14 protein-coding genes and 1 tRNA gene are annotated in these 16798 nt (G+C 51.3%); 3 read left to right on the top strand and 12 right to left on the bottom strand.

The window, feature by feature from the left end:
- Positions 1-10: 10 nt before the first annotated feature.
- Genes STH12_RS11965 through STH12_RS11955 form a run of 3 tightly spaced genes read right to left on the bottom strand, consistent with a single transcriptional unit; the run spans position 11 to position 5975 of the window.
- Positions 11-3103 carry a site-specific integrase gene (locus STH12_RS11965; protein ID WP_126167763.1) on the bottom strand — a complete coding sequence of 1031 codons (3093 nt, stop codon included), beginning with the start codon at positions 3101-3103 and terminating at the stop codon, positions 11-13.
- Complete coding sequence (locus tag STH12_RS11960; RefSeq protein WP_126167762.1) at positions 3088-5361, bottom strand: hypothetical protein; 2274 nt, start codon at positions 5359-5361, stop codon at positions 3088-3090. The genes STH12_RS11965 and STH12_RS11960 overlap by 16 nt, the downstream gene beginning before the upstream one ends.
- Entirely contained in the window at positions 5358-5975 is a 618-nt protein-coding gene (locus tag STH12_RS11955; protein ID WP_126167761.1) for a hypothetical protein, read from the bottom strand. The genes STH12_RS11960 and STH12_RS11955 overlap by 4 nt, the downstream gene beginning before the upstream one ends.
- A gap of 1056 nt (positions 5976-7031) precedes the next feature.
- Between STH12_RS11955 and STH12_RS11950 the strand changes: the two genes are divergently transcribed.
- Positions 7032-7108 (top strand) — tRNA-Trp (locus tag STH12_RS11950).
- A gap of 96 nt (positions 7109-7204) precedes the next feature.
- Here STH12_RS11950 and STH12_RS11945 read toward each other — a convergent pair.
- Complete coding sequence (locus STH12_RS11945; RefSeq protein ID WP_126167760.1) at positions 7205-7672, bottom strand: Dps family protein; 468 nt, start codon at positions 7670-7672, stop codon at positions 7205-7207.
- A 105-nt stretch (positions 7673-7777) separates the two neighbouring features.
- Between STH12_RS11945 and STH12_RS11940 the strand changes: the two genes are divergently transcribed.
- A complete protein-coding gene (locus STH12_RS11940) occupies positions 7778-8062 on the top strand; it encodes a hypothetical protein (protein ID WP_126167759.1) in 285 nt (94 codons plus the stop codon).
- Positions 8062-8508 carry a ribosomal protein S18-alanine N-acetyltransferase gene (gene rimI, locus STH12_RS11935; protein ID WP_126167758.1) on the top strand — a complete coding sequence of 149 codons (447 nt, stop codon included), beginning with the start codon at positions 8062-8064 and terminating at the stop codon, positions 8506-8508. Before STH12_RS11940 ends, rimI begins: the two co-directional genes overlap by 1 nt.
- 84 nt (positions 8509-8592) lie before the next feature.
- Here rimI and lipA read toward each other — a convergent pair whose 3' ends face one another.
- The 8 genes from lipA to mrdA form a co-directional block, all read right to left on the bottom strand.
- Entirely contained in the window at positions 8593-9558 is a 966-nt protein-coding gene (lipA, locus tag STH12_RS11930; RefSeq protein WP_011760704.1) for a lipoyl synthase, read from the bottom strand.
- Between the two features lies 1 nt (position 9559).
- On the bottom strand, positions 9560-10210 hold the full coding sequence (lipB, locus tag STH12_RS11925; RefSeq protein ID WP_126167757.1) for a lipoyl(octanoyl) transferase LipB: 651 nt from the start codon (positions 10208-10210) through the stop codon (positions 9560-9562).
- 96 nt (positions 10211-10306) lie between these two features.
- The gene (gene ybeD, locus STH12_RS11920; RefSeq protein WP_126167756.1) at positions 10307-10573 is read right to left on the bottom strand and encodes a DUF493 family protein YbeD; all 267 of its coding nucleotides are present in this window, start codon (positions 10571-10573) and stop codon (positions 10307-10309) included.
- Between the two features lie 110 nt (positions 10574-10683).
- Positions 10684-11859, bottom strand: coding sequence for a serine hydrolase (locus STH12_RS11915; RefSeq protein ID WP_126169505.1), 1176 nt, complete (start codon positions 11857-11859; stop codon positions 10684-10686).
- 99 nt (positions 11860-11958) lie between these two features.
- Complete coding sequence (locus tag STH12_RS11910; protein WP_126167755.1) at positions 11959-12804, bottom strand: septal ring lytic transglycosylase RlpA family protein; 846 nt, start codon at positions 12802-12804, stop codon at positions 11959-11961.
- Positions 12785-13780 (bottom strand): lytic murein transglycosylase B, encoded by a 996-nt coding sequence (gene mltB, locus STH12_RS11905; RefSeq protein ID WP_126167754.1) that lies wholly within the window; start codon positions 13778-13780, stop codon positions 12785-12787. The genes STH12_RS11910 and mltB overlap by 20 nt, the downstream gene beginning before the upstream one ends.
- Positions 13781-13789: 9 nt before the next feature.
- Positions 13790-14896 (bottom strand): rod shape-determining protein RodA, encoded by a 1107-nt coding sequence (rodA, locus tag STH12_RS11900; RefSeq protein WP_126169504.1) that lies wholly within the window; start codon positions 14894-14896, stop codon positions 13790-13792.
- Between the two features lie 8 nt (positions 14897-14904).
- The gene (gene mrdA / locus STH12_RS11895) at positions 14905-16761 is read right to left on the bottom strand and encodes a penicillin-binding protein 2 (protein WP_126167753.1); all 1857 of its coding nucleotides are present in this window, start codon (positions 16759-16761) and stop codon (positions 14905-14907) included.
- Positions 16762-16798: the final 37 nt, after the last annotated feature.

Raw genomic sequence — 16798 nt, 5'->3', positions numbered from 1 at the left:
TTTGGCGGCACTAAGTCCGTTCCCATTTACTAATTTTTTCCGCATTGAAGAGGATGATCGCCAGTCGGTGGAATAGGGTTTGTAACGCGGGTGAACAATATTGGCTTATTTTCGCACCGCCTCTGCTTTTTATGTACTGCTGTTCATTTGCATGACGTAAAAACAACAATCCAACTCCATCAGGATACTCACCGGCTTTTTTCAATGTGTAATGGGTAATCTCAAGATGGTGGTGAGGCCGCCAGCGTGTTGTTGGTTGGCCATATTGGGAGCGAAGCCTTAGATGCCAGCGTTGCCATGGAAAAAGTTGGCTTACCAATCTCATGAACCGCTGAAATTCGTCCGCGTTGTCAAAGTAGAGCCACGTATGGCTGCTGGTGGAGTGTGTCAGGCAGTATTGAATGGCCCATCGAAGTTCAATTTTTCCTTCTCTACTGCCCTTGATCTTGCTGCAAGTGTTCAGCGCAGATTGAATATCTTTACGGTCATAGATACTTGTTGGCTCGGCTGGTAGCAGAGCACTTGCGCGTCTAGTGGAAAAGAGTCGGCGAATTCCCCGCGGTGTTTTCAACGACCTTAGCGCAAGCGCCGTGTTGCGCCAGCGTTCAATCAGTTCTGTCGGAAGCCGATAATGTGCCGCTACTTCCTGATAGTCATGATCTCGCTCAATTCGGTTAAGTACTGCCAGTGCCTGAATGTAGTGACTGCTTTTTTCAACCACATTGTTTTGGGAGGCTGTAATCTGACGAATGCTGTTCACTGGGCTTATAAAAGGTAAGAGCCGTTTTCTAAAGAATGGCAGTAGACGCTCTGGGGTAATGGTTCCTGATTTTCGCATCTTTTTATAACGGTGTGGGCGAACTCCAAGTACCATTCTCGCGGTACTGGCAGAAATTTCTTGTGCATTTACAGCCAAATGGCTGCCCAGCAGCAAGTCGGTAAAATGCAGATAGCTTCTCAATGTTGTATCTGGGGTGCTATGACCAGCAAACACCGCCAGGGCAAAATATCTATCGCGAAGTCTTCCTTCACCAAATATCAGTTTATTTATGATTTTTCGTTGGGTTGGAGTATACGGCAGCATAGCCTGGGCAACTTCAGGCAACTCGATTAGGTCATCATGGGCAAGCAGCTGCATTCTGGATAATGCAGTATGGCGTAGATGATACAATCGGTAATAAATACCGCCGGATAATTGAGACAACATCTCTTTTACCATCCCTGATATTTGACGGGTATTTACCACTTCAAATGGATTTCCCTCTGAGTGAATAAGGAGCTCTGCATAGTTGTTATGGCAGGTTAATAGACGTTCTCGAAGGTGGTCTCCCACCAAAGTCTTTTCGTGGTCCGTCAGTAGTGGGAATAGAGGTACTTTTCGAAGGGCTGACTCTGTCTTGTTATGCCCATGGCGGCTTTCGCGAACAAACAGCCAGCCAACAGAGGATGGTTCGATGTCTTTCAGACGGAGTTTAGCTACTTCTCCGGGTCTGAGTCCGGTGCGATAAGCAATGATGAGGAAGCATTTCAACATACGTTTGGCAGCGAAGTTTAAGTCTTCCAAACAATCGATTTGGCGCAGCAAGGCCAGAAACAGAGTCTCATCAACTATGGCAGCACTCACATGGGGAATGATATCACTGCCTTCGCTTAGCGGTTGGCACAATGGTGGGAGATCAAAATTCTGTTGTGCAAATGTGTGTAGGTTTTCAAAACGACATGCTTTATAGTGCTGTTCCCGCTGACTGTTGGTGCGATTTAAAACTTCTTGATAAAGTTCAATAAAATCGTCACTACTCAAACTGTAAAGGTCGATGTCTGCGGTTGCGGCCAACCAAGCGCCACCAATTGCCCCAAAATACCTACCAGCTGTTGATACTTTATTTTTCACGTAAGTCAAATGGTGAAGTAACCACTGAAGCAAGATTTCTTCGTTTGGGCGAAGACTGGCATTTGCTAGCTCCTTCAACTTTCTGACGACATGGCTCTTCCCCTGGTTTTTAGCAGTATCTTTCTTAAGTATCTCTTTTATTTGATTCAGCAGGTATCGGTTGCCTTGCCTCGGGCTGCGTGGTGAAAATTTTGTAGATATACCGGTTAGCTTAAGACCATACCACTGTTCGAATTTGGCAAAGTTATTTATATGGCAGGAACCAGTTGTACTTTTGAATAACCTCAACCAGTATTCGTTTGGGAGTGATGCGCTTTTTTGCCGCCCCAGAGCAAACTCAACCAAGACTTGTGGTAGTTCGATATTGTGTTGCATCTCTGCGAAACAAATACCTCCTTGCCGAAGTTGTGAGAGAGGAATTTCGATTTTGAGTTCAGACTTAATTATCTCAACACATGTCTTGATAGATTTGGGGTAACGCCAACTCGTTGAGCGGCAGTTTAGGAATTGTTTAATTATGCCAAAACTTATGGGGTCCGGGAAAAACTGAACTTCTACCTGCGCTTTATTGGGCCCCAGACCACCATGATCAGTGTAGAGATTACTGGGAAAGTCCTTCCCTGGCTTTGGCCTCAACGTAAGCCAGCATAGATCCTTATTACCACGTAACGGCTTCTCTTCGGTTAATGCTTTTGCCAGCGCAGGCCAAAGAGCAGGTTTATTCAGACCGCCATAGCAGATACAGCTCATCAGTAATCTGGCAAAGCATTGTTGGGGATCCGACGTTTGATCGAGAGTATCCAGCCAGCCAAAAGCTTTTGACGCAAAACGGAATGTTCTGAGTTGCCAGGCTAAACTTCTGAGTGGTCGAGCTCTGCGCAAAGTGAGGTAGTCTGCCGGTGGATTAATCTGCCAAAGCCCCTGTCGGTTACCCGTTTCTAATTGTTGGCAGATAAAAGAATATCCTCGTCGGTATGACGTTTCCGATTTGAGAACCTGTCGCAGAGCCGAGTCCACCTGTGGCCAAATTTCCGCAAATCGATCACATTTCGGTTCCGCTTCAAACAGTTCCGGCAGGTAATTTTCGAGTACAGCCAGAGCTTTTTTTATCGTTTGGGTATAGTTTTTTTGGCGAATAGCGGTTCTGGACTGATGCCCCAACAGACGTACTAATGATTTTTGCTCCATCGGCAGAATTAGCGGGTTTTCCATGCGTCAACCACCGTAATTTGATGAGTGTTTAACACTACTTCGATTTGCTGAGCGATGCGCTTGAGGTATTGGATTGACAGAGCGCTATGGCGGCCCATTGACTCTTCACCTACTTCTTCATGCCCCATCCAACCATCAATTTCTGCAGGAGCAACACCGATACGCTTTAATTCGCTACGCAGGTGGTGTCGCCCCCAGTTGGCCGGCCAAGGCAATTTATCACCAAGAAATGCCTTTACTCTGGCTGGAGTGAGCTCTTGAGTAATGGTTGGAACTGTGTTCTGTTCGTGATGTTTTATAAAAAACAGGAGATTGTCTTTTCCTGTAATCGCGGCGTGGGTTCGGGAGAAAATGTCTTCAGCAATGAGCTGACTGTGCTTTTTCAACTCTTGAAGATGGTTTAGATATTGTTCAAGTTGCTTTATTGCGGTTGCCGGGAGGATCAAAGTTCTGGCGGCCAGACCATGGCGGTTTTCCTTATCGCTTATCCACCAGGAATTGTTGTAGCTGTTGAAATCAGTGCGCTGTCCCATAGGTGCGTTAACATCTCGGTGACCTGTTGAGAATGTCAGTAGTGCCCATACGTAACAAACATAGTGATTGTGGAGTGACGCGAGATCTTCAAGGGAATGCTTGAGTGGGCGAGGGATTTGACATCTTAAAATGCGGAAAAAATTGTGCAGAGTGTTTGAGGGAAGATGTAATGCACTGCCGAGTTTCTTATTGGTGGGCTTTGCAGTGGGGAGTTGTGGATCACTCTGAGCCATGCTGAATATGGCCAACACGTACGCGCGGTAGTTTTCAATCAGTTTATCAGCATCGAAATTGGTGTAGCTTAGTGCTGGTTGGTTTCGGGGGGAGCGCCCTTTGATTAGTCCGACTTCTGCACGATCCAACCCGTTGTTGATATACCAGTGCTCCATAAAACGGGCAATTCTTCCTAGGCTTAAACGGCACCGATGGTGCTCATTAATGCTTTGGAGCATCGAATCTAAGGATTCCTTGTCATTATCAGGAGTAAGCCGCCCCTGTAGTATTTTAGGCAATGGCAGTATCAAATGATCGTTTGTTTTTCTAAAGCATTTCTCCAGTCGGTCATCCTGTGTGCTTGCAGGGACTGAGTGGCCCAAGTATAGGCAAGGGTGGTTTTTATAGTGTTCTAAGCGAAATGTTGTTGTAGGATTTTTCAGTGATATGGGATCTCGTCCGCAGAGCAGGCTTAAGAGTAGTGTTGAGCAGGTGTCGGGTTGCGACCCATTCTTAATTCCATCACTTGTGTAACGAATAAGCTGGCGCACGTCCCAGTCTGTAAGTTGGTTGTAACTGCAGCCCAATGATAGTTGCATAATGCTCAGTTTTTCTGTCAGACATTGATGCTGTATCGCGCGAACAGCCCTTGATGATGGAGAGCGATTAGCCTTTGAATTTGGTGTTTCTGCACATTCCTGTATTCGGATGGTTCTTCCTGATTTTACCGACAGACATTCATCCCGCTCTTGGGACGTTGTCGGTTTATGGGGGAAAATGCATAGTTCTTCGACCTTGATTTTTGCATCGTCAAAAATATCGATTGGATCAACTTCGACTATCGTGTCTGTGTCAGACGGGGGCGGGATCCGGATCTTTCGTCGGCGTCTTTTTGTCCATGACAGTGCATCTCTGATAACGAGTTCGAAATAGCCCAGGCCGTAATCGACGAGGGCAGGGTGCTTTTCCTTTCTCAGTTCTTTTAGTTTTGAAACCAGCAGGTGAATGGATGGCGTTTCACCTAAATCTGGCAAGACATCCAATAGCTTTCGATGCATTGGGTTCATGGCAACCAGACGAAGTTCTCTGAGTGCATTTTCATTTCCTGAAACCGAGTCTCGAGGGTCGCAGGTACGACGCATGAAACAGACGACGAGGACAATCGCTTGGTATCCATTAAACTTGGATAACCACTGTGGAGTAGCATTTTGGGGCGCTACGGCTCCAATCGCAGCGGCAAATGGGTAGGACGTGAGCCACTTATTTTTCTTCAGGTACCTGATTATTTCAGTATCTATTTCACAAGATGGAATAGTGTTCGACTGAATAACCGCCACTAATCGATGCAGCTGTTCAAACTGTGTCCAGTATGCTGTAGGAAAAGCTTGAATGATGTATGAAAGTCGCATTAACAGAGCTTGCTTCTGCTCAGAGCCGAACTCCTCAGGCACAAGCAACGTCCCCAAGAATTCCTTTAATTTTTTGCTGATGTTGCGTTCGTGCATGGTCATTTTTTAGGCTCCCAATGCGTCGCCAATTCTGCAATCCAATCGATAGCTTCAGGTGTTGTACCCGATGAAGAAAGACGCTGCCGCTGCTGAACCAAAGCCCCCCTGGACATCGAAAGCAGGTCACAAAAATACTGGTCAGGAAGAGAATCTTTACCGAAATATTCCCGCGTAAAATGCTCAGGCACACTTTTTCGCCAGGCATCAATGAATGCCACTGCATTCTTGGAGTGGAGCGATAAACTGAGTAGTCGAAATAGTGACAACCAAGCCTGGGCTTCAACCTCTTCAGAGGATAGTTGCTCCTCAAAATCTGCTTCGTAAACGATTAAAGTGTCTTTGGGAGGGTGGCCATCAACCCAGTACTTTGGCGCCCAAACAGGACTGTAGAATAAGAATTTTCTGGGCCTATGTTTTGCCTGAGTGCCCTTGGGCTTGCAATGCATTTCTGGTACACAGTGTATTGTTTGAAACGCCCATGCCATCCTGATTTTTTCAGGTATAACGTCATCGTTACACAGCCCTGAAATCGTCCGCATTATCTCGAACGGTCGCCGCGCTGCCGGGTGCAGGGTGAACTCGTGTTTGAGTTGATATTTGAGTATCTCGTGTGCCATCAGAAGTCCATTTCGTTTGAATACCTACAGCATCCAATCTAGAGAAATACTTCTGGTTTCCCAAGTGGTGATCAATAATTGATCAGTGAAAAGGTGGTTTTTGTGACCGTGACCACCAATTTGTGTCTAATTGTCGTTAATGGTTCGTCCGAGTGACTTAGTCTTTATACAAATAAAATTAGTTATTTACAGTTGGGGCAAAATAAGTAACGTGCTATTATCAATATCATCACGGCCTGTCACGCCGGGGGTCGCGGGTTCGAGTCCCGTCCGCTCCGCCAACTTAAAGACGAAAGCCTCTGCAGCAATGCAGAGGCTTTTTTCGTTTTACAACATTTGCACTTGGTAACATGTGCACTTGGTGTTGTGGCGTCGCGGATAAATCTGCCCCAGCTACGCTAAAGCTTCGCGCTAACCGCCATGGACGTTTGGAATGTAGAAAACGTCTGGAACAGTCTTCTACCGTAAACTTGTGGCTGCGCTACACACTCTGCCAACTTAAAGACGAAATGCCTCGCAGTCTCTTTGAACCATGAGTCTGGGTATCGTCGCATTTGATGGCGTTGAAACCTCGAGAGCGCCTTTCAGAGTGACCGTTTCAACGCACATTGGGTGAAGTGGATACTGAAAGGTGTGGTATCTAATCTGAGCATGCAGTTTGTCCCTTTGCTCGTTTAACTAAGAAAATATCATTGCGATGTTCTAACCGGTCGCTGGATGTTTAACTAGTGGCGCACTGCTTAACCAGGACTACCTACACAAAGATAAGTATTATGCATCTTCAGCACTGCCCCAGGGGGCAGTACGTCAGTTACGTGCGGCGTTAGTGCTTGATAAACTAATCGGCCATTAAACAGTGTTCTGAGCCGCTCTGCTCGGGGCTAATCGGCAGATGTCAGAGACAACTTATACGGTCAATCGGGCATCCGCAGGGCGCACTAAGCTGCATGTATTGATAAACAGACCTTTGTGGCTGAAAAAGCCGCAAACAAGCGGTTTTCATTAAAAAAGTGCTTTACCTTTAGGGGGGCTTTTTGCATAATGCCCTCCGTCAACAGGGGTGTAGTTCCAATTGGTAGAACAGCGGTCTCCAAAACCGATGGTTGCGGGTTCGAGTCCTGCCACCCCTGCCACATACCAGAAAGGCCGTTCAGAAATGAACGGCCTTTCGTCTTTTCAGCGTTTGGTAACCCTTTGCTTGCCATGCTCAACTGCACTTTGTGAGTGCGTTATTCCTCCAGCAGGCTTCTTAGCATCCAGGCATTTTTTTCATGGATACTGACTCTTTGGGTGAGCAAATCCACTGAAGCTTCATCACCACTTTCTGCTGCCAGTGGAATGAGGGCTCTGGCGCTACGGATAAGAATCTCCTGACCTTCTATCAGGCTGGCAATCATCTCTCTGGCATTCAGGCCGCCAGTGTCTTCCTGGATGTCGGTTACTGCCGCAAAGGCGCTGTACGAACCAATAGCTTTTACCCCCAAGGCCCGAACCCGTTCGGCAATACTGTCCACAGCAAGGGCAATTTCGGTATACTGCTGCTCGAATAACAGATGCAGGCTGGTGAACATAGGGCCGGTCACATTCCAGTGAAAGCTGTGGGTCTTGAGATAGAGGCCATAGCTGTCCGCCAGCAGTTTATACAGACCTTTGGCGATGGCGAGGCGATTTTGTTGGTTGATACCGTTGTTGATCATAATAGTCTCCTCCAGTTTTTGATTTAATCAGAATAGTGAATCAATCTTGTGGTTTGAAATTGAAATAATAGATTGGAACGTTCGATTCGATAAATAGGAAGGGCAATGGAAAAAGCGGCATATCTGGATGCCATGGGCATAGCCCGTTGGCGTGAGGCTGGCAAGTCTGCGCCATTATCGCCTGAGTTGGTGCAGGCTCTGAAAAAGATGCTCGAGCATCCCTTATTTGCTGAACTTACGTTGACCGAGCTTAACTGCCAGGAGACGGAAGCATCCATTCTACTTACGCCAGCAACAGGGGATGCTGTTTCCGTACCGATTGAGGCGCTCGACACAGCACAAGGCAAGCGTGCGTTCTGGCGTGCGCTGGGCAGCTGTGGAGTTCTGTAATGAAGATTGAGTCACTGCAACAGCAAGATGCGCCCAAAATGGCGCTCATCGAGTCTGAGGCACATTCCCATCCGATGTCTGAAGGCTCGCTGGCTGATTGCTTTGGTCCGCTATACCGCTGCAACGGACTCTTTCACGATGACATCCTGCAGGGCTTTACCATAGTGCAGCAGATTGTGGACGAAGCAACTTTGTTTGATATCTGTGTACTGCCCTCGGCGCAGGGCAAGGGTCTGGGCAAGTTACTGCTACAGCAGGTGATAGCCGATGCGAAACGCCATGGCGCTCAGGTATTGATGCTTGAGGTTCGAGCCTCCAACATGGCGGCGATTGGTCTGTATCAGCGGTTGGGATTTACCGAGATTGGTCGGCGTAAGGGCTATTACCCCACGGCTGACGGCCGCGAAGATGCGGTATTGATGGACTTAAGGTTGGAGCAAGGCTGAGCCTGTTCTACAGGGGTTACCCAATAAAAAACGGCGCTAATGCGCCGTTTTTCAGTTTTACAGCAGGCTTAATGGCAAACCTGCTTATTTGACTTCCTTGCCCTGGGCCTGCAGATCGGCATGGTAGCTTGAGCGTACCAGCGGACCACAGGCGGCATGGCTGAAGCCCAGGTCTTCGGCTATCACTTTCAGCTCATCGAATTCCTGCGGGCTTACGTAGCGCTCTACCGGCAGGTGGAACTTGGAAGGCTGCAGGTACTGGCCCAGCGTCAGCATGTTTACGTCGTGGGCACGCAGATCTTTAAGTACCTGAATAATTTCTTCGTTGGTTTCACCCAGGCCCATCATCAAACCTGATTTGGTTGGAATATTGGGGTGACGCTCTTTAAAGCGCTTGAGCAAATCCAGCGACCATTGGTAGTTGGCGCCCGGGCGAGCCTTGCGGTAGTGTGCCGGCGCGGTCTCCAGGTTATGGTTGAACACATCCGGTGGATTGGTGCTCAGGATATCCAGCGCTACATCGATGCGACCACGGAAATCGGGTACTAGGGTTTCAATCTGAATGTGTGGATTCAGGGCACGGATTTCACGGATACAGTCGGCAAAGTGCTGGGCGCCGCCGTCACGCAGGTCATCGCGGTCAACCGAGGTGATCACCACGTACTTAAGCTTCATATCGCGGATGGTTTTGGCCAGTTTGACCGGCTCATCGGCGTCAGGTTTGAGAGGACGGCCGTGGGCTACGTCGCAGAATGGGCAGCGGCGGGTACAAATCGCGCCCAAAATCATAAAGGTCGCGGTACCGTGGTTAAAGCACTCAGCCAGGTTGGGGCAGGAGGCTTCTTCACACACAGAGTGCAGGCCGTTGCTGCGCAGTGCCTGTTTGATTTCGGTGATGCGCTGGTTGGAGGCAGGCAGTTTAACCCGCAGCCAATCTGGCTTTCTGAGCATGGTTTCACGCTCGGAAGGCATGATTTTTACCGGAATTCGGGCGACTTTGTCTGCGTCACGCAGTTTGACGCCCGGCTGCAATCTTTCGGGTCTGTTCATTTTATTCTGCTAATCCTTGGTGATGTACCAGGTGCTCGTAGCCAAGAAGCTGACTGAAGCTTGCCGTCAGTTTTTCTCCGGCTTCGGTTACCGTCTGTGGACCGCCCAGCGACTTGCACTGAACCATTTCCAGTCCGGCATAACCGCAGGGGTTAATGCGTTGAAAGGGGGTGATGTCCATATCGACGTTGAGCGCAAGACCGTGGAAGGAGCAGCCACGGCGGATCCTAAGGCCCAGTGAGGCCACTTTGCGCTCATCAACATACACGCCGGGGGCATCGGCCTTGGCATAGGCATCCACGTTATAGCCTTTTAGCATCTCAACAATGCTCTGCTCTATGGTGGTGACCAGATCGCGCACACCGATTTTCAGGCGTTTGATGTCCAGCAGGGGGTAAGCAACCAGTTGACCCGGACCGTGGTATGTCACCTGGCCGCCGCGGTCTACCTGGATAACGGGAATATCGCCCGGATTCAGGATATGTTCGGCCTTGCCGGCCTGACCCTGGGTAAATACAGGCGGGTGCTCTACCAGCCAGAGTTCGTCGTGGCTGTTCTGATCCCGGTTGTCGGTATAGTGCTGCATGGCGTGCCAGACAGTTTCATAGTCCTGATTTCCCAGGTGTCTGATATGCAGAGTCTTGGCTTGCAAGGGCAACCTCTCCCCCTCAGATTCGGCTTGGCGGCATTATACGCCGCGACAGTCGAAATGTAACACAGATCACGCTTTGCCGATGCGTGAGAAACGTTAAAGTACCCGCTTTACGCCGTCGATGGCGGCAAGCGCGGTGTACAGGGTCTCGATGTGCTCTTTGCTGGTCACAGTCACGCGAATGGTGACCGACACATAGGTGCCCTTGCTGGAGGCTTTGGAAGTGGGGCTGTAGTCGCCGGGGGCATGTTGCTGCACCACGGCTACCACGCGATCGGCCAGAGTATCGCTGGCGTCGCCTACCACCTTAAAGGGGAAGGAACAGGGAAACTCCAGGTACTGGTCAAAAGTGGTATTCAACATCGTCATCTATCTCAATCATGGGCTCGAGGCTCAAATATGGCGGCGATTATAGCCCAATCAAGGCCGGGGGGCGAAAAAAATGCCACCCGAAGGTGGCATCTTTTCAATCCTTAGCTGAACCAGCTGGCGAAGAGCTGCTTGAAGTAGTCCATCAGTTTGGAGAACCAGCTGCCTTCGTTCACTTCCTGCAGGGTGACCAGTGGGAATTGGGCAATGTCTTTACCATCCAGCTGGAAGTAGACACGGCCAACCACTTCACCCTTGGCGACAGGGGCTTCCAGTGGTTTGGTCAGCTCAAAGTTGGCTTGCAAATCTTTGCCTTTGCCGCGGCGAATGGTCAGTGGCGTATCTGTGGCCACACCCAAATCAACGCTTTCACGATCGCCGTACCAGATTTTCTGGTTAACGAAGCTGTCGCCGGCTTTGTATGGGGTCACGGTTTCGAAAAAGCGGAATCCGTAAGACAGCAGCTTTTTGCTTTCGGCCTTACGGGCAGCTTCACTCTTGGCGCCCATAACCACCGAGATCAGACGCATATTGTCCTGGGTCGCGGAGGCCACCAGGTTATAACCTGCGCCTGAGGTGTGGCCGGTCTTGATGCCGTCCACGTTCATGCTCTTGTCCCACAACAGGCCGTTGCGGTTGTACTGCTTAATGCCGTTGAAGGTAAATTCCTTCTCGGCGTAGATCCGGTACTCGTCGGGAACATCGCGGATCAGTGCCGCGCCGAGAATCGCCATATCGTAAGCGGTGGTCTTGTGATTGTCAGAGTCCAGACCATGGCTGTTTTCAAAATAGCTGTCGGTCATGCCCAGTTGCTTGGCCCAGGAGTTCATCATATCGACGAAGGCATCCTCGGTGCCGGCAATGTGCTCGGCCATGGCCACACAGGCATCGTTACCCGACTGAATGATGATACCGCGGTTGAGATCTTCGGCTTTGACCGTTTTACCTACCTCGATAAACATCTTGGAAGAGTCAGGGAAGTTCTTTGACCAGGCATTCTTGCTGATCTGCACATCGTCCTCGGGGGAGATATTGCCCACTTTCATTTCATGACCAATCACATAACTGGTCATCATCTTGGTCAGACTGGCAGGGTTAAGCTGCTCGTAGGCATGCTCTTCTGCAATGATCTGCCCGGTGTGATAGTCCATCAGCACATAGGCCTTGGCGGCCACCGAAGGCGCCTCGGGTACAACGGTCGGTGGTGCTGCAAAGGCGCTGGCGGAGACGATTGCCAGGAGCAACATCGATTTTGGCGTGGTACGTTTGAATGCTTTCATCATTAACTACACGTTTTCTCTGAAGGTTTTTGAAGCGGTCGGAAACTTGCCGAGTGTAACATTAATAGACACAGGTTTGCAGTGAAGGTTCCTTCATGTTCAGGATTTGGGTTCACTGACCAGATACCCTGTGGGGTAGCCCTGCTGGCGAATTTGCTGCAGCAGCTTACTGGCAATGCCTTCGTGGCCCAGCGGCCCAAGCTGTAACCGGTACAAATCGCCGCTTTGCTGCAAGCGATAGCCCAGCTGGTAGCGGCTTGAGAGTTCTTTACCCAGGTTGTTGAGCTTGTTTTTATCGCCGGAGGCCACCAACTGGATGAAGTAGTTGTTGGGATCCGTCGCCGACGCCTGAATTTCAGACGCGGGTGAGGGGAAGTAAATGGTTTCAATCACTACCCGCGCAGTGCCGGTTTTAAGCATATCCAGCTTGTGGGCCGCGGCGTAAGACAAGTCGATAACCCGGCCTTCATGGAAGGGGCCGCGATCGTTCACCCTTACTATCACTTCTTTGTTGTTATCTATGTTTCGCACTTTCACAAAGCTTGGCAGCGGCAGAGTCTTGTGGGCTGCTGTCATGGCATACATGTCGTACACCTCGCCATTGGAGGTGTGATAGCCATGAAATTTGGTGCCATACCAGGAGGCGATACCCGATTCACGAAAGTTGGCCGCGCTGGCGAGCACCTGGTAGGACTTGCCCCTGACGGTGTAAGCCTTATTGCCTTTGCGGCTGTATGGCTCGTAGCGGGGCACGGCATCCGCCACCTTACTGACGTCCGGCGCCGAATCGGGGTAGGCATCGTCTTTCAGGTGATAACGATCGCCGTTGGATTTTTTGCCACTGGGCGCTGCTTTTTCATCGGGGGATGACGAACAGCCACCCAGCAGTGCCAGTGCTATCCCACCGGCCAGCCACAGGGAGGTTTTACGGTTTTGCATGGGCATGTTTGAGCTGCTCACTGAATTCATAGGCCGCCATGGCATAAAGAGGGCTTCGATTATAACGTGTTATCACGTAAAAATTCTTAAGACCGAGCCAATATTCGTTACTGTTTTCCTGCTCTAACTTCACCAGCATGGCGGGCTGAGCCGCATTCAGGTCGCGGCTGTCGGACAGCCCCAGGTCTTTTCCGAGCACCTCTGCCACCGACATCGACAGTGGCTTGCCATCCCAGAGTCTGGCATCGGGGCTGATGTCTGTGCGTGGCATCACCCGGATGGCAACCGGGGCTCCTGGCTGCCAGCCGTGTTGATGGAAGTAGTTGGCCACGCTGCCAATGGCATCATCGACACTGCCGAGCAAATCCCGTCTGCCGTCGCCATCAAAATCCACAGCGTAATAGCGGTAGCTCGATGGCATAAACTGCCCAAGACCCATGGCGCCTGCGTAGGAGCCCTTGAGTGAGCTGACATCCAGCTGCTCGTCTTTTTCGAGTTGCTGTAACTCTGCCAGCTCTTTGAGGAAAAAGTCGGCCCGCGGCGGATAGTAAAAACCCAGGGTGTAGAGCGCGTCACGCACCGGGAAGTTGCCCATGGTTTTACCGTAATGGGTTTCGATACCTATGATGGCCACTATCATTTGCGGCTCAACGCCAAAGGTTTCGGCAGCGCGGCTAAGGCTTGCTTCGTTGGCTTGCCAGAATGCCAACCCGGCCTTGAGGCGGGTTTCGGTTAAAAAGCGGGGCCGGTATTGATGCCATGGCTTGGCCTCCCAGGGGCGGCTGATGGCATCTATCACTTTCTGGTTGTACTGAGCCTTGGCCAGAAAGTCGTTGATTTGTGTTTCGCTGAAGCCGAGCGCAGTCTGGCGGGCGACAAAACTCGCCTTGGCGCTGTCGATGGCGGCCGGTTGTCCGGCCAGGGCGGGAAATACACAAGCGAGCAGGCCGGGCAGCGCAACCCGGCGCAAAAAGCGTTGCATCGGCAGTCCTTATCGGTCGATGAAGCGTCTGTGAGTCTGAATGCTCATTAGGATGCCAAAACCTGTCATCAATGTCAGCATGGAGGTGCCGCCATAGCTGACCAGTGGCAGAGGTACGCCCACCACAGGCAAAATGCCGCTGACCATGCCGATGTTCACGAAGATGTAAACGAAGAAGGTCAGGGTGATGGAGCCGGCCAGCAGGCGGGCAAAGTTGGTTTGCGCGCGGGACGCAATTACCAGGCCGCGGCCAATAATGTAGACATACATGGCAAGCAGGATGATGGCACCAATCAGGCCAAACTCTTCACCAATCACGGCGAAGATGAAGTCGGTATGGCGCTCTGGCAGAAATTCCAGCTGCGACTGAGTGCCCTGCAGCCAGCCTTTGCCATCCAGGCCGCCGGAGCCGATGGCAATTTTTGATTGGATAATGTGGTAGCCCTTACCGAGGGGATCCGATTCGGGATCCAGCAGCATCATAACCCGCGAGCGCTGGTAATCGTGCATCAGGAAGTACCACAGGATGGGCAAAAACATCAGCACGGCGGCCACAAATCCCAGCACTATGTACCAGCTCATGCCGGAGAGGAACAGCACGAAAATGCCTGAGGCAGCCACCAGAATTGAGGTGCCGAGGTCAGGCTGCTTGGCAATCAGCAGCGTGGGGATCAGCATGATAACCGCCGCTGCCGCCAAATAACGCTTCTTTGGCGGCAAGGTATATTTGCTGATAAACCAGGCCATGGTGATGGGGAAGGCAAGCTTAATCAGCTCCGATGGCTGGAACTCCATAAAGCCAAGGTTGAGCCAGCGCTGCGCCCCTTTATTGATTTCGCCAAAGAAGTGCACCCCGAGCAGCAAAATGATCCCGGTGACATAAATCGGCAGTGCCCAGCGGCGCAGGATCTCAGGGTTAATCTGAGCCATAAACAGCATGATGCCGAGGGACAGACTCATCCGCACCAGTTGGCGTTCCATCATGCCAGGGTCTTCACCCGAGGCCGACCAAATCACAAACAGGCCAAAGCCCATCACTGCCAGGATCCCCAGTAGCAACGGCAGGTCGATATGCATCCGTTGCCAGATGTTTTTGCGGGCGTGATCTGTGCTCATGGCCGTACTCATGGCTGTACCTTCCACTGCTCGTGCAGCATAAATTCATCCAACATGGCGCGGGCCACCGGGCCTGCGTTGGCGCCGCCCCAGCCAGCGTTTTCCAGCACCACCGACAGGACAATTTTTGGATTTTCAAACGGCGCATAGGCCACAATCAGGGCGTTATCGCGCAGGTGCTCGGCCACCGAGTCATGGTCGTACTTGGCGTCCTGAGCCACCGAGAACACCTGAGCCGTACCTGTTTTCATGGCCGCGGTGTAGCTGGCATCGGTAAAGCGCGACTTATGGGCGGTTTGACGCATGGCTTCGTTGATGATTTCCCAGTTGCGCGGGTTTTTCAGGCTCACCGGTGGCATTTCTTCGGGTGGTCGCTCGATTTTGGCGCTCTGGTCTTTCATCGCTTTGAGCAAATGCGGCACATAGCGTTTACCGCGGTTGGCCAAAATGGCGGTGGCATTTGCGAGCTGGATTGGCGTTGCAGTCCAGTAGCCCTGACCGATACCCACGGAGATGGTGTCGCCGGGATACCAGGGCTGATTGTGGCGAATACGTTTCCAGTCAGAGGACGGCATTATGCCGGCGGACTCTTCAAAAATATCCACGCCGGTGCTTTCACCAAAACCAAACTGATTCATAAAGTTGGCTATCTTATCGATACCCATTTTATGCACCATGTCGTAGAAGAAGATATCGCAGGAATCGACGATGGCATGGTACACGTCCACATAGCCGTGGCCCCATTTTTTCCAGTCACGCCACTTGCGCTCAACGCCGGGCATTTGCCAGTAACCTGGATCCCAAATTCGGGTGCGCTCGGTAATCACCTGCTCTTCCAGCCCCAGCAGCGCCATATGCGGCTTGATGGTGGATGCGGGGGCGTACAGGCCCTGAGTCGCGCGGTTAATCAGCGGCCGTGACTTGTCGTTCAGCAGTGCACTGTAATTTTTCGAGCTGATCCCCTGCACAAACAGGTTGGGGTCGTATGACGGGCTCGAGACCAGCGCCAAAATGCCACCGTCCTGGGGATCGATGGCCACTATGGTGCCACGGCGACCGGACAGCAGCTCCATCGCCTTTTTCTGCAGATTGATATCCAGGGTCAGATACAGATCCTGGCCAGGCTCAGGCGGCTCTGTTTTCAGGGTGCGTATGGTACGGCCACGGTTGTTCACCTCTTCTTCGAGGTGGCCAGGTTTGCCGTGAAGCAGATTTTCGTAATACTTTTCAACACCTTGCTTGCCAATATCTTTGCTGGCGGTGTAGTCGCCCCAGCGGTCGGCCCGCTCAAGCGCGGCTCTGTCCTTGGCGTTGATTTTGCCTACAAAGCCCAGCACATGGGTTAGGAGTTCACCATGGGGGTAAAAGCGCTTCAGACCGGCTTCCACCCGCACGCCGGGAAAGTGGTGCTGATCCACACTGAAAGCGGCTACTTCGGCCTCAGTGAGGTTGTTTTTCAGTGTCAGGGGCTTAAAGCGGCGGTGGTATTTCAGCGCCTCGAGAAAGTCCTGCTGCTCCTCATCGCTTAAAGGGATAACCTGCGACAGGCGCTCCAGAGTTTCGGCAACGTTTTTCACCTTCTCGGGCACCAGCTCAAGGGAATACACCGGCTGGTTTTCTGCCAGCAGCACCCCGTTGCGGTCGTAAATCAGGCCGCGGCTTGGCGCCACCGGCGTGACCCGGATACGGTTATCGTTGGAGCGGGTGGTGTAGTCGGCGTAAGAGGTCACCTGCAGGTGATACAGGTTGGTCAGCAATAGCCCAAACAGTGCCAGCACACACAGAAAGGTAAAGATGGCCCGTCGCCGAAACAGAGCTGCCTCGGCGGCGTGATCGTGCATGGCTACCCGTTTTCTTGGCGTCACTCAGCGTCTCCGGTGCAAATGCGGCCCCACAGGTCGG

The sequence above is a fragment of the Shewanella khirikhana genome (assembly GCF_003957745.1).
GTDB classification, from domain to species: Bacteria; Pseudomonadota; Gammaproteobacteria; order Enterobacterales; family Shewanellaceae; genus Shewanella; species Shewanella khirikhana.
This window is presented reverse-complemented; position numbering and strand designations above follow the sequence as displayed.